Genomic DNA, 12,502 nt, shown 5'->3' on the forward strand with positions numbered 1-12,502 from the left:
TATTGTCATCCTCCTTTTGTAAACATCGTATCAGAAAGAGACAAGGCTTGAGTGATTTTTATCGCTAGAAATGCAGATACAGCCGCTTTTATCAAATCACCAGGCACATATGCAAGGCTCATGAAGGCGGCCTGTGACAAATCAATATGCATGATAAAAGCTTGTACCGGTATACCAAGCAGATAAATAAAGATGATGCCGAATACGATATGAGTGAAAAAGAGACGCAATACTGTCACCTTCCGCAGCCTGTTAGCGGCTAAACTGATCAGCCATGAAGCGAGGGGATAAGCAATCAAAAAGCCTGCGCTCGGTCCGAAAAACACACCAAAACCGCCTCGTCCGCCGGGCAACAGCGGCGCTCCGAAGGCGACGAGCAGCAAAAAGACAAGCTGGCTTAAGAAAGCAGACTTTGGCCTGAGAATGCTGCCTGCCAACATGACACCAAGCGTTTGCAATGTAATCGGAACGGGTGTAAAGGATAAGAAGAGAGGGGGCATAAAGCCGAGCACTGCCATCAGCGCGGTGAAAATCGCAATATGCATCATGTCGATTAATTTCAGCATGTGAAATCCTCCAAAAAGTAATCAAATATGGTTATACAATAAATGCAGGTAATTATTATGTCAACTGATTTTTAATTTAAGTTTACATAATGAACGCAAAAAAACCGGCCGTATGGCAGACCGGTTTTTGATGGTTATTCTTCTGTCAGGATGACAAGCGAATCAACGGAAGCGGCCACATGGGAAACGGCGCGGCTGACTTCCTGAAGCCCTCCAAGAAAGGCTTGCAGATCGACGTCGATTTTGCCTGATTGCTCTTTGCTGATTTTCATGCTGTGGACGATTTCATCGAATAAGCGGTTAATTTGCGTCATTTTTTCTTTACTTTCGCTGACTAGCTCATTCACGTCTTTGATATGCTTGGATACAATGTTGATTTGTGTATTCGTATTGTTCACAAGCTCAGAAACAGTAGAGACGGTTTTTTTCGTATCCTCAGAAAGCTTCCGCACTTCATTTGCCACGACAGCAAAGCCTTTGCCGTGTTCTCCGGCGCGGGCGGATTCAATAGATGCATTGAGCGAGAGAAGGTTTGTTTGTTCAGCTATGCCTGTGACGATGCCGAAGATTTTTTCAATTTGCTGCGCGATTTCATCCAGCTTGACCATTTCTTTTTCGATTTGGACAAGGCTTGTGTCAATTTTGTTCATCTGTTTTTGCTGGACTTCTAGCTCTTTTTTTCCGCCGATCGACTTTTCTTCAACAGTGCTGGATGTTACAGTGCCGGCTTTGGATGCTTGAGAAATGCCTTCAGATTTGTCCACAAGCTCTTGAACTGATCTGCTTGTTTCTGAAAACAGATTGGCAATCGATCCAGAGGTTTCTTGAATTTTCTGATGAAGAAGGTTTTTCTTTTCTTCTTGTTCATCACGGGTCTGGTTGTACTCGCTTTGAAACGCTTCAAGGACAAGCTGCTGTTCTAAGTTCAAGATTTTTGTTGTTGCTTTAATGGCTTTTAGCAGTTCTTGCTGATTTGTAATGGACGCTTCATAAATGTCAATCATTGACAAAAGGAGCTCTTGAAACGCACCCATATACCATTTTGGCAAAAGGCCGATTCTTAAATGGATGGAGGCGATTCGGTTACGCTTTTCAATAAATTCATCATCGATAACGCCTGCAAACATTTCCTGAATATGCCGTTTTAACGTTTGTTTTAAGCGGTCAACTGAGCTGTGATCATTAATGATATCCATCAATGAGCTTTCATGGTCAAGGTTTTTATAAAACGCATCGACGATATTTACGATATTTTCTTGAATGAGTGGCTGAAGCTGCTCTAACACATAAAGCTCAGCATCTCCCAACCTGACCATTTTGAGCTGTTTTTTGACATCTGCATGTTTGTTTGTGAGCTGAATGCGGTTTTTTTGTTGTCCGTTTGAATCTGAAAAGTAAGCTGTTTCTTGTTTTCTGTCTTTTTTAAATAACAATACAATGATCCCCCTTGGGAAAAATATAATTTTTACTTTTTGGCTTTTTAAGCCTTTTTCTTTTTTATCGGCCAAGGGAAACATGAATGAAGCTGCAGATGAAAAATATTTGAAAAAACGTTCATTAAAATGAACGGTTTAATCGAGATCTATTTGTTTTAATGGTTTAATGGCCGGACCCTCTACAACTTCGCCAGATGGCTTAAAGCGTGATCCGTGGCACGGACAATCCCACGTATGCTCACTGTCGTTCCACTCGACCTCGCAGCCTAAATGGGTACAAGTCGTATCAACGAGATGGAGGCAGCCTGTCTCATCACGAAATGCTCCCGCTCGCCTGCCGTTTATGGTGACGGCTTTCCCTTCTCCTGGCGAAATGTCTTCAAATTGGACATCAGGCTTTTCAAGCTTTCCTTTTATCAAATGCTTGGCGACATCTGCATTGTAGGAAATCACTTTCTGCAACCCGGGATTCAGATGGAAACGGGACGGCGTGAAAATGCTTTCGTATGGGTTTTCTTTTTTCTCCACAAGGTCTGACAATAAAGTGGCTGCGACTGCTGAGGACGTCATGCCCCATTTTTTGAACCCGGTCGCTACTAGAATATTGTCCTCATTTTCCGACATCGGCCCGATAAACGGGATTTTGTCGATCGTCACTAGATCTTGGGTGGACCAATAATATGGAATGCTTTCGATGCCGATGGTGCTTTCGGCCAGTTGTCTCAGTGTTTCATAATGTGTAGACATGGCTTTTCCCTGGCCTGTTTTATGGCTTACTCCGCTGAAGAGAATCAGCTTTTCACCGTTTACAACCGTATAGCGGAGCGCCACTGACGGCTGATCGATACTCAAATACATGCCCTCGGGATACTCGATCTTCGGCTTGATGGCAAGGACATAAGATCTGTCGGAGTACATTCTCGCAGCATATAATCCGCCTCCGTCATAAAAAGGGAAGTGGGAACAGCATATGATAAAGCGGCTCTTAATGGCGTGCCGGCTTTTTGTTACCACTTCGGGCCTTTCGCCTTTTTTGATATCAAGCGCAACGGTCTCTTCATAAATTCGGCCGCCTTTTTGAACAATTTGCTCCAGAAGCGCTTTTAAGTATTGAAGCGGATGAAATTGAGCTTGATTCTTCATGACAAGCGCCAGCTTAGAACCTAAGGGAATTGGAAGATCCTTGATAAGGTCTCTTTCAATTCCGAGCTTTGTGTATGCCTCATGCTCGGTGTGGATTTTTTGAACAGCGTTTTCATTTGCCGTATAAAGATATGCGTCTTGCTCGATCCATTCACAATCAATTTGATGTTCATCCACAATGCCTTTTATGTAATCAATTGCGTTTTGGTTTGCTTCATAATAAAGCCTCGCATGGTTTAATCCGAAATGGCGGATAAATTCGTCGTATATCATGTCATGCTGTGCGGTAACTTTAGCAGTTGTATGCGCAGTGGTTCCGTTAAGAACCTGATTTGCTTCAATCAAAACGACACGGAAGCCTCTCTTCGTAAGTTCATATGCCGTTGTGATTCCCGTAATCCCGCCTCCGATAATGGTGACGTCACATTCAGTGTCCTCTTGAAGCGCAGGAAAAGAAGGCAGGTCAGTTGATGTTTTCCAGTATGTTTCAGGTGCTTCCTTTGCAAAATGTTGATTAGCCAAGCCGTTATACCTCCAATCAGATTTATTCTTAATTTTTCCATATTCTATCTTTTCATACATAGGAAGCAGGCATTGTTCATAACATAATAAGGTTGAAAAGGAGTGATTTCATTGGCGAATCAAAAAAAGAAAACATTACCGCCTCAGCACCAGAACCAGCAGCCTGGTTTTGAATATCTGATGGACCCGCGTCCGGTTTTTGATAAGCCGAAGAAAGCGAAAAAATTAGAGGGCAAAACCGCTATTATTACTGGAGGAGACAGCGGGATTGGACGCGCTGTCTCGGTGTTATTCGCAAAAGAAGGGGCTAATGTGGTCATTGTGTATTTGAATGAACATCAGGACGCCGAGGAAACAAAGCAGTATGTAGAAAAGGAAGGGGTAAAATGCCTGCTGATTGCAGGAGATGTCGGGGATGAAGCGTTTTGCAATGATGTGGTCGGGCAGGCAAGCCAAGTGTTTCCATCCATTGATATATTGGTTAACAATGCAGCTGAGCAGCATGTCCAGCCCAGCATTGAAAAAATCACCAGCCACCAGCTGATCAGAACCTTCCAAACAAACATTTTTTCCATGTTTTACTTAACAAAGGCAGTGCTGCCTCATTTAAAAAAAGGGAGCTCTATTATTAATACCGCTTCAATTACCGCCTATAAAGGCAATAAAACGCTGATCGATTATTCAGCGACAAAAGGCGCGATCGTTACGTTTACAAGGTCCCTTTCCCAGTCGCTTGTTCAGCAGGGCATACGGGTCAATGCAGTGGCACCGGGTCCCATTTGGACACCGCTTATCCCGGCCAGCTTTGCCGCAAAAGACGTGGAAGTGTTTGGTTCAGACGTGCCGATGGAACGCCCGGGGCAGCCGGTCGAAGTGGCGCCAAGCTATCTATACCTTGCCAGCGACGATTCCACATACGTCACAGGGCAGACGATTCACGTCAATGGCGGAACAATTGTGAACGGATAATAAAAAGCCAATCCTTGAAGGATTGGCTTATTCGCTCTGCTTGAGCGCTGCATATTCTTTAGAGAGCGTAAGAAACGCATCTTTATCTTTTTCGTCCAAGGCTTTGTTAATTTGGTCCGTCAGCATGGCAAGCCGACGGTTATACAAGGATTCATCGAGCACCATTTGAATGTAAATATCCGTCATTGTGACATCGAATTCTTTTGTTTTTTGCGTGTTGCGGGACTTCATGAGCTCAGTGTACGATTTTTTCTCTTTCATAAAGAATCCCCCCAATGCCTTTTTTATAGTATATGGATAACGGTCGAAAAAATCAATAAATTTTTATAATTTTTAGACAACTAATACTTGGCAATCTATCGACATATCCTGCAAAATGCCGTAAACCGGCAAGTCTTATGAAAGTAAAATCGGTTTATTACTAGTCATTTAGTACCATTAAATATCATTAAAAGATGATTTTATCTTAAATGTTAAAAAAACCTGTCGTTTTACAAAAACAGATGATAGATTATTAGTATAAATTTTGCAGAAAAAGGATGGAGGCCATAATATGAGTCAGAAAACAGACGCACCTTTAGAATCGTATGAAGTGAACGGCGCAACAATTGCCGTGCTGCCAGAAGAAATAGACGGCAAAATCTGTTCCAAAATTATTGAAAAAGATTGCGTGTTTTATGTAAACATGAAGCCGCTGCAAATTGTCGACAGAAGCTGCCGATTTTTTGGATCAAGCTATGCGGGAAGAAAAGCAGGAACTTATGAAGTGACAAAAATTTCACACAAGCCGCCGATCATGGTGGACCCTTCGAACCAAATCTTTTTATTCCCTACACTTTCTTCGACAAGACCCCAATGCGGCTGGATTTCCCATGTGCATGTAAAAGAATTCAAAGCGACTGAATTCGACGATACGGAAGTGACGTTTTCCAATGGGAAAACGATGGAGCTGCCGATCTCTTATAATTCGTTCGAGAACCAGGTATACCGAACAGCGTGGCTCAGAACCAAATTCCAAGACAGAATCGACCACCGCGTGCCGAAAAGACAGGAATTTATGCTGTACCCGAAAGAAGAGCGGACGAAGATGATTTATGATTTTATTTTGCGTGAGCTCGGGGAACGGTATTAGAAAAATAGGAAGGAGCTGACCGAACAGGGCAGCTCCTTTCATAAAGCTATGCCGTCGGAATTCCTCCGGTGATGCCATATACCTGAGATGTCACATAGCTTGAATTCTCTGAAGCTAGAAATACATAAACATCGGCCAATTCCACTGGCTGCCCAGCGCGATTTAATGGAGCTGGCGGCGTGCCTTGTCCGAATTTCGGGATGTTTTCCGTCGGCTGTCCGCCGGAAATTTGCAGCGGTGTCCAAATTGGTCCGGGCGCAACTGAATTTACTCTGATGCCTTTGGAAGCAAGCTGTTTTCCCAGTCCGACGGTAAAGCCGATAATGGCGTTTTTCGTTGCTGCGTAATCTAACAGCATCGGGCTTGGATTATAGCCTTCAACTGAGGTAGTTGTGATAATTGAAGCTCCCTCCGGCAAATACGGAAGCGCCGCTTTTACAACCCAGTAAAGGGAAAAGACGTTCACTTCAAATGTTTTATAGATTTGTTCAGTAGGCAGATCTTCGATGTTTTCGACCGCTTGCTGTTTGCCTGCAACGAGCGCTAGCACATCAAGTCCGCCGAGTTCGTGATGCGACTGTTTGACTAGATCTTGGCAAAAGGATTCGTCGCTCAAGTCTCCGGGGATCAGCACTGCTTTTCGGCCTTCTGCTTCAATCAGCTCTTTTACCTCTTCAGCATCTGGCTGTTCCTCGGGCAAGTAGTTAATAGCCACATCGGCACCTTCTCTGGCGTAAGCAATTGCGGCAGCGCGGCCGATACCGGAATCGCCGCCCGTGACAAGCGCTTTTCGACCCGTTAGTTTACCTGATCCTTTGTAGCTTTTTTCTCCGCAATCAGGGACAGGCTTCATGTTCTTTTGCAGGCCTGGCGGTTCTTGATATTGTTCGGGAAATTCATCATGAAAAAATGCTTTTATAGGATTCGTAAGATTTGAATCAGACATCAGCAACGCTCCTTTTCTGTTTGGTGTACATTCGTATGTGTACCCCTGAGCATAAGCAGAAAAACATGTTTTGGCAGTTTGAATAGTGAAGGAAAAAGAAAACAAGAAAAAACAAAGCCTTCTTCCATATTTATCTTGTCAAATAAGACTATATGAATTATGATAAATTCGAGCTATAAATCAACTAAATATTGGGTGTTGGGAGAGTGAATCGTCATGAAAAAAGCGGCGGCGGTTTTGCTGTCACTCGGTCTCGTTTTCGGTTTTTCATACGGAGCTGGCCATGTGGCGGAAGCCAAAACAAAGGTGAAGGTCTATAAGAACTGCAAGGAGCTAAACAAAGTATACAAAGGCGGAGTGGCCCGCACATCGAAGGTGAAAAACAAAGGCGGAAAAACGAAGTACAAGCCTTACGTTTCTAAGGCACTTTACGATGCCAATAAAAACAAAGACCGCGATAAAGATCTTATCGCCTGTGAACGGTAAATAAGAAAAAGCAATCTGGTGTCCAGATTGCTTTTTTTATGCTTAGGCCGCCTGATCGGCCGCAGCGCTTTTCGCCTTCCTTGTCATAAGGCTGACTGCCATCATGACCGTGATATTCAAAAGCAGGGCGACGATGCCGACATTCAAGTCTTTTGCGGCTTGCGGCAGAGCCGGAAATAAAGTGCCGATCGTCGTTTCCGTCATTGTAATATAAGTAACTGCTCCGACACCTGCAATAATGCCGGCGAAAGCTCCTTGCTTTGTCACCATATTATGCTTGAGCAGGCTGAACAAAAGGGCGGGGAATAGCTGTGTGACAAGGCTGTAGCCCATCAAAAGCAGCGTAACGATGGTATTCCCGCCTTTGAAGGTAAAATACACCGAAATCAGCGCAATCACCGGCACTAAAAACTTAGCAAGCGCCGATACTTGCTGTTCTGTCGTGCGGGGCGCGATTACCTTGTACACATTTTTTGCAAACAGTGTGGAGGCGGACATTAAGATCATAGACCCTGGCACAAGTGCTGTCAGCAGTCCGGCAGCACCGATAATTCCGACAAACCAAGGGTCAAATGCTTGCAGAGACAGTCTCAAAAGCGACAAATCCCCGTCTGCGCCATTCAGATCTGGAACTTGCAGGATAGCCGCAAAGCCGACGAAAAGGACGAAGAGCAGGACCAGCTGGTACAAAGGCATGATGATGGCGTTTTTACGAAACACTTTTGGGTTTTCGGCTGAATACGAAGCGGAAAACGTGTGAGGCCACATGTAAAAACCAAGCGCTGTCAAGAGTACGGTTGAACTGAACCAGGCCACACTTTGTCCCGATTCGGGGAGCGTAAGAAAGCCAGGCTTTGCCGTTTCAATCTGCTGAAACATGTCTTGAAATCCGCCGTAGTAATGAATTGGCAAATACACACCTAAAAACAGAACGACAACCAGAATCATGATGTCCTTCACAACCGATATCCAGGCAGACCCGTGAATGCCTGAAACCATAACATAAACCGTGATGGAAACAGCGCCGATCCAGATGGCAGCGGTCGGGGTGATTTTGCCGTACGAGGTTTCCGATACAATCAGCCCGAGGCCTTTCAGCTGCAGTACAAGATAGGGAATGAGTGCGGCGATGCCGACCAGTGAAACGAGAATGCCAAGCAGCGGACTGTTGTATTTTTTTGTGAAAAAATCAGACTGCGACATCAGTTTATGCTGTTTCGCGTACGTCCAAACTGCTGGAAGAAGCCAGTAAGAAAGGATGTAGGCCAGACATCCGTAGGCGATGATATAAAAGGCTGGACCGCCTTTTCCGTAGGCCCAGCCGCTGCCGCCGAGAAACGTAAAAGTAGTATAAATTTCGCCTGCCATCAAAAGGAAGACGAAAACAGTTCCGAAGCCGCGCCCTCCGACCGTCCACTGCTCCAGGTTCATGTCTTTTCCTTTTTGGGCGCGTATACCGAGAAAAATACTCAAGAGCAGGACACCGAAGATGATGATGAGAGCTGCATTCATTCTGCTTCCTCCTTTTTATTTTCCTTGTCGAGGACATACACAATCGCCATCAGCGCAGAGGTCAAAAGAGCCCACATCACAATATAGGCAAGAATAAACGGCATGCCGAACACATAGGGGGTCACCTTATTTGCAAAAGGGATGCCGAGTAAGATTCCGATAAAGGGTAAAGCGGCAAGAACGTGAATCAGTTTCATAGAATCCTCCTTCTATTTAGGATTGAGGTGTACAAGCCTAAGCGTACTGAAAATGATGTCGCAGATATCGCAGCACATGTCATTTTTTGGAGTGAAAGGCTGTGGTTCGAATTATAAATAAATTTATTTTGTTTGTATAGTGTGAATTGTCTGAAATTAATGCTCTGAATCGCCCGAAGAGGGAACGGGCAGTATGATTCAAAAGGCTCAGAGTCTGTCTGGGGCAAATAGATAGTATGTTAATAATTCGCTGACCTGCTCACGGATTCGCGGATTAAAATAGCGATGGTTTTCTTCATAACCGTCGATGACAAATGTATAGAGTGTAAAGGCCTCATCGCGTTCCGTCTCGCGGATTGCAATTTTTCTTTTCCTCAGTTCTTTTCTGACCTCCATCAAATCCTTTTGTGCTATTTTTAATGATTCGCTGATAAGCTGTTTATAAGGATGCTTCAATTTTAATGTGCTTTCTTCAATTCCGGCGAGATCACGGTTAAAAATCGTAATGGCCATGGGCAAAAAGAGAGCCCGTTCAATTAAATCGTATATTTCCTCCTGCAGATTTGGCATATTGACTCCTTCTTTCTAAGGGAACGTTTGTTCTATTTGTATTCTATATCGGCTGGTGAAATGTTTCAAGACAGAAAAAATCACCAAAACTTTTTAGTTTTCTGCTGATAATGTGTAGAATAAGGATAGACAAACCCGGTAAGGAGTATAAATGTTGGAGCATTTTTTATCCTATTTGACACAAGAACATTTAACTGAATTATTTCAAAGCTATAGGGCTTTCGGTCCGCTCATTGCTGTGCTGCTGCCTTTAATTGAAGCATTTCTCCCGTTTTTGCCGCTGATCGTGTTTGTGGTGGCGAATACGAACTCGTTTGGCTTGTGGGAAGGATTCATCCTATCCTGGGCGGGATCAACTGCTGGTTCCATTCTCGTCTTTTTGATTGTCCGTCAATACGGACAGAGAAAATTGCTTGGATTTATCCGCAGTCATCCGTCTGTCAGAAAGCTGATGTTATGGGTGGAAAGACACGGCTTCGGTCCCATGTTTCTTCTGCTTTGTTTTCCATTTACACCGTCAGCCGCGGTGAATGTTGTTGCCGGTTTGTCAAGGATCGGAACGCGGCCGTTTATTTTGGCGGCAGCCTCGGGGAAGCTTGTCATGATTTTTATGATCAGCTTCATCGGATATGATCTGCACGCGCTGATTACACAGCCGATTCGAACGGTCATCGCCGTATTGGTGATCACTGTCTTATGGTATGTCGGCAAAAAGGTGGAGCGGTATCTGCATGTAAGAGCCAGTCAGCGTGAGCATGATGGAGGGAGACAGTAACATGAAAAAACGGTTTTGGTTTCTTGCCGGTGTAGTGTCCGTTGTTCTCGCCATTCAGGTTAAAAATGCTGTCTTTATTGATTACAAGGTAGAAGGCGTCAGTATGAACCCGACCTTCCAGGAAGGAAACGAATTGTTGGTCAATAAATTTTCGCATCGATTTAAAACCATCCATCGTTTTGACATCGTCCTTTTTAAAGGCCCTGATCATAAAGTGCTGATTAAACGGGTAATCGGCTTGCCCGGTGAAACGATCAAATATAAAGATGATCAGCTGTATGTGAACGGAAAGCAGGTTGCTGAGCCATTTTTGAAGCATTTGAAATCTGTTTCTGCCGGCAGCCATGTAACGGGTGATTTTTCTTTGAAAGATGTGACGGGAACAAGCAAGGTGCCGAAAGGAAAATATTTTGTCGTTGGAGATAATCGCATATACAGCTTCGACAGCCGGCATTTTGGTCCGATAAGAGAAAAAAATATTGTCGGTGTGATTTCTGATGCCGAATAAAAAGACGCTAATTGAAGAGGCGTCTTTTTGTATGCCGTTTGGAAAAATGTGTTGAAGAAAAATTTGTAAGGAGCTATAATCAAAATTGTTACCTGTGTAACAAAATTTATATATTTTTTTGACTGGAGGGCCGTTTTTATTGGTTTTTGTTCGTTTTTCATGAAACAAAAGGAGTGGTGAATGATGATGAAATATGAAGCAGTGATTATAGGAGGAGGGCCGGTTGGATTTATGCTGGCTTCTGAGCTTGCAATAGCCGGAGTGGGAACATGTGTGATTGAACGGCTTGAAAAACCTGTTCCGCATTCCAAGGCGTTGACGCTGCACCCCCGAACGCTGGAGCTTCTTGAGATGAGAGGGATTTTAGAGCGGTTCGTATCCAAGGGAAGCAAGATACCTACCGGACATTTTTCAATGCTGGATACCCGTCTGGATTTTTCAGGCTTGGATACGAGCTGTCCTTACACGCTTTTGCTCCCGCAGTCCAAAACAGAAAAGCTTCTTGAAGATCATGCACGAAGCCTGGGAACAGAGGTGTTTCGGGGTGCCGAGGCGCTGGCGGTTACGCAAAACGGGGAAGCGGTCCAAACAATTTTTAAGGATCGGGACGGCAGTGTACGGACGATCACAAGCAAGTTTGCCGTTGGGGCAGATGGCGCCGGGAGTACCGTCCGGAAACAGGCGAAAATTGAGTTTCCGGGAACAGACAGCACTGTCACCGCTGCGCTTGGGGATGTGGTGCTCCTTTCTCCGCCGCCGTCAGGTGTGCTGTCCCTTTGCACAAAAGAGGGCGGTGTTATGATTGTTCCGTTATCTCCAGACCGATACCGTGTCGTTGTGATCAGCCCTTATCGCACACAAACGCCGAAAGATGTGCCTGTGACTGAGGAAGAGCTGAAAGCTGACCTCCTGCGAATTTGCGGAACTGACTTCGGTTTAACCGACCCTTCGTGGATGTCGCGGTTTGGGAACGCCGCGCGCCAAGCGAAACGGTATCGGGACGGCAGAATCTTTCTTGCGGGTGATGCCGCGCATATTCATTTTCCGGCGGGCGGGCAAGGACTGAATGTCGGCCTTCAGGATGCAATGAACCTCGGGTGGAAACTGGCGGCGGCCATCAAAGGCTCTGCGCCTTCTTGGCTTTTGGACAGCTACCATGATGAGCGGCATCCGGCAGCGGAAGGGCTCCTCAGAAACACGGAGGCACAGACAAAGCTGATCGATTTCACTCAAGCAGGCCTCCATTTGCGAAGCATGATGTCGGAGCTGCTGGCCTTCCCTGATGTGAATCGATATGTAGCGGGGCAAATTTCTGCGCTCGATGTCAGATATGAAGCTGATCGTACCATGCCGCCGAATCGTTTGAACGGGGCAAGGCTCCCTGACATGAAGCTGATTCTTTCCGACGGCAATTCGGAACGGCTGTACAGCTTTCTCCAAAACGGGACATTCGTTTTGCTGTCATTGAGGCAGGAAGCTGATGATCATATCGAAGTAAAAGGCTTACGTACGGTAACCGCCTCGCTTGCAGAACCGAATGAAAAGTTGCGGAATGTGCATACCATATTGATTCGTCCCGATGGACATGTAGCCTGGGCGGTGGATGCATCAGCGCCCGATTGTTCCGAGGTGATTCAAAAAGGGATCAGCCGCTGGTTTTCCGTCACCAGCCGAGTATAATTCAATTCGATTGTTTCATCTGTAACAAAACGGTATGATAGAAGAAACAATCGAATGAAA

At 45.0% G+C, this 12,502-nt stretch carries 14 protein-coding genes; 6 read left to right on the forward strand and 8 right to left on the reverse strand.

What is annotated here, in order from left to right; all coding sequences use genetic code 11:
• Positions 1–5 precede the first annotated feature (5 nt).
• The 3 genes from NST22_RS05640 to NST22_RS05650 form a co-directional block, all read right to left on the reverse strand.
• A complete protein-coding gene (locus tag NST22_RS05640) occupies positions 6–566 on the reverse strand; it encodes a biotin transporter BioY (protein ID WP_003233151.1) in 561 nt (186 codons plus the stop codon).
• A 134-nt stretch (positions 567–700) separates the two neighbouring features.
• The gene (gene hemAT, locus NST22_RS05645; protein ID WP_003245216.1) at positions 701–1,999 is read right to left on the reverse strand and encodes a heme-based aerotactic transducer HemAT; all 1,299 of its coding nucleotides are present in this window, start codon (positions 1,997–1,999) and stop codon (positions 701–703) included.
• Positions 2,000–2,137: 138 nt separating this feature from the next.
• Positions 2,138–3,667, reverse strand: a complete 1,530-nt coding sequence (locus NST22_RS05650) for an FAD-dependent oxidoreductase (protein WP_003245031.1) — start codon at positions 3,665–3,667, stop codon at positions 2,138–2,140.
• Between the two features lie 111 nt (positions 3,668–3,778).
• On the opposite strand from NST22_RS05650, the gene NST22_RS05655 reads away from it, so the two are divergent.
• Positions 3,779–4,636, forward strand: a complete 858-nt coding sequence (locus NST22_RS05655; RefSeq protein ID WP_003245662.1) for an SDR family oxidoreductase — start codon at positions 3,779–3,781, stop codon at positions 4,634–4,636.
• Positions 4,637–4,663: 27 nt separating this feature from the next.
• Here NST22_RS05655 and NST22_RS05660 read toward each other — a convergent pair whose 3' ends face one another.
• Positions 4,664–4,897 carry an IDEAL domain-containing protein gene (locus NST22_RS05660; protein WP_003233142.1) on the reverse strand — a complete coding sequence of 78 codons (234 nt, stop codon included), beginning with the start codon at positions 4,895–4,897 and terminating at the stop codon, positions 4,664–4,666.
• 292 nt (positions 4,898–5,189) lie between these two features.
• Between NST22_RS05660 and comK the strand changes: the two genes are divergently transcribed.
• Positions 5,190–5,768 carry a competence transcription factor ComK gene (gene comK, locus NST22_RS05665; protein WP_003245329.1) on the forward strand — a complete coding sequence of 193 codons (579 nt, stop codon included), beginning with the start codon at positions 5,190–5,192 and terminating at the stop codon, positions 5,766–5,768.
• Positions 5,769–5,814: 46 nt separating this feature from the next.
• Here the strand turns inward: comK and NST22_RS05670 are convergent, their stop codons facing one another.
• Positions 5,815–6,714, reverse strand: a complete 900-nt coding sequence (locus NST22_RS05670; RefSeq protein WP_003245421.1) for an SDR family oxidoreductase — start codon at positions 6,712–6,714, stop codon at positions 5,815–5,817.
• A 216-nt stretch (positions 6,715–6,930) separates the two neighbouring features.
• On the opposite strand from NST22_RS05670, the gene NST22_RS05675 reads away from it, so the two are divergent.
• Entirely contained in the window at positions 6,931–7,200 is a 270-nt protein-coding gene (locus tag NST22_RS05675; RefSeq protein WP_003233136.1) for an excalibur calcium-binding domain-containing protein, read from the forward strand.
• A 42-nt stretch (positions 7,201–7,242) separates the two neighbouring features.
• On the opposite strand, the gene NST22_RS05680 is transcribed toward NST22_RS05675, so the two are convergent.
• The 3 genes from NST22_RS05680 to NST22_RS05690 form a co-directional block, all read right to left on the reverse strand.
• Entirely contained in the window at positions 7,243–8,712 is a 1,470-nt protein-coding gene (locus NST22_RS05680; protein WP_003233134.1) for a sodium:solute symporter, read from the reverse strand.
• Positions 8,709–8,909 (reverse strand): DUF3311 domain-containing protein, encoded by a 201-nt coding sequence (locus tag NST22_RS05685; protein ID WP_003224377.1) that lies wholly within the window; start codon positions 8,907–8,909, stop codon positions 8,709–8,711. The genes NST22_RS05680 and NST22_RS05685 overlap by 4 nt, the downstream gene beginning before the upstream one ends.
• Positions 8,910–9,116: 207 nt before the next feature.
• On the reverse strand, positions 9,117–9,479 hold the full coding sequence (locus NST22_RS05690; RefSeq protein WP_003233132.1) for a hypothetical protein: 363 nt from the start codon (positions 9,477–9,479) through the stop codon (positions 9,117–9,119).
• Positions 9,480–9,630: 151 nt separating this feature from the next.
• On the opposite strand from NST22_RS05690, the gene NST22_RS05695 reads away from it, so the two are divergent.
• From NST22_RS05695 to NST22_RS05705, 3 genes are all read left to right on the forward strand, one after another.
• Complete coding sequence (locus NST22_RS05695; protein ID WP_010886465.1) at positions 9,631–10,254, forward strand: VTT domain-containing protein; 624 nt, start codon at positions 9,631–9,633, stop codon at positions 10,252–10,254.
• A 1-nt stretch (position 10,255) separates the two neighbouring features.
• Complete coding sequence (gene lepB, locus NST22_RS05700; RefSeq protein WP_003233128.1) at positions 10,256–10,762, forward strand: signal peptidase I; 507 nt, start codon at positions 10,256–10,258, stop codon at positions 10,760–10,762.
• A 180-nt stretch (positions 10,763–10,942) separates the two neighbouring features.
• On the forward strand, positions 10,943–12,442 hold the full coding sequence (locus tag NST22_RS05705) for a monooxygenase (protein ID WP_003245274.1): 1,500 nt from the start codon (positions 10,943–10,945) through the stop codon (positions 12,440–12,442).
• Positions 12,443–12,502 lie beyond the last annotated feature (60 nt).

The sequence above is a fragment of the Bacillus sp. PS237 genome, assembly GCF_037963345.1.
Classification (GTDB): Bacteria; Bacillota; Bacilli; order Bacillales; family Bacillaceae; genus Bacillus; species Bacillus subtilis.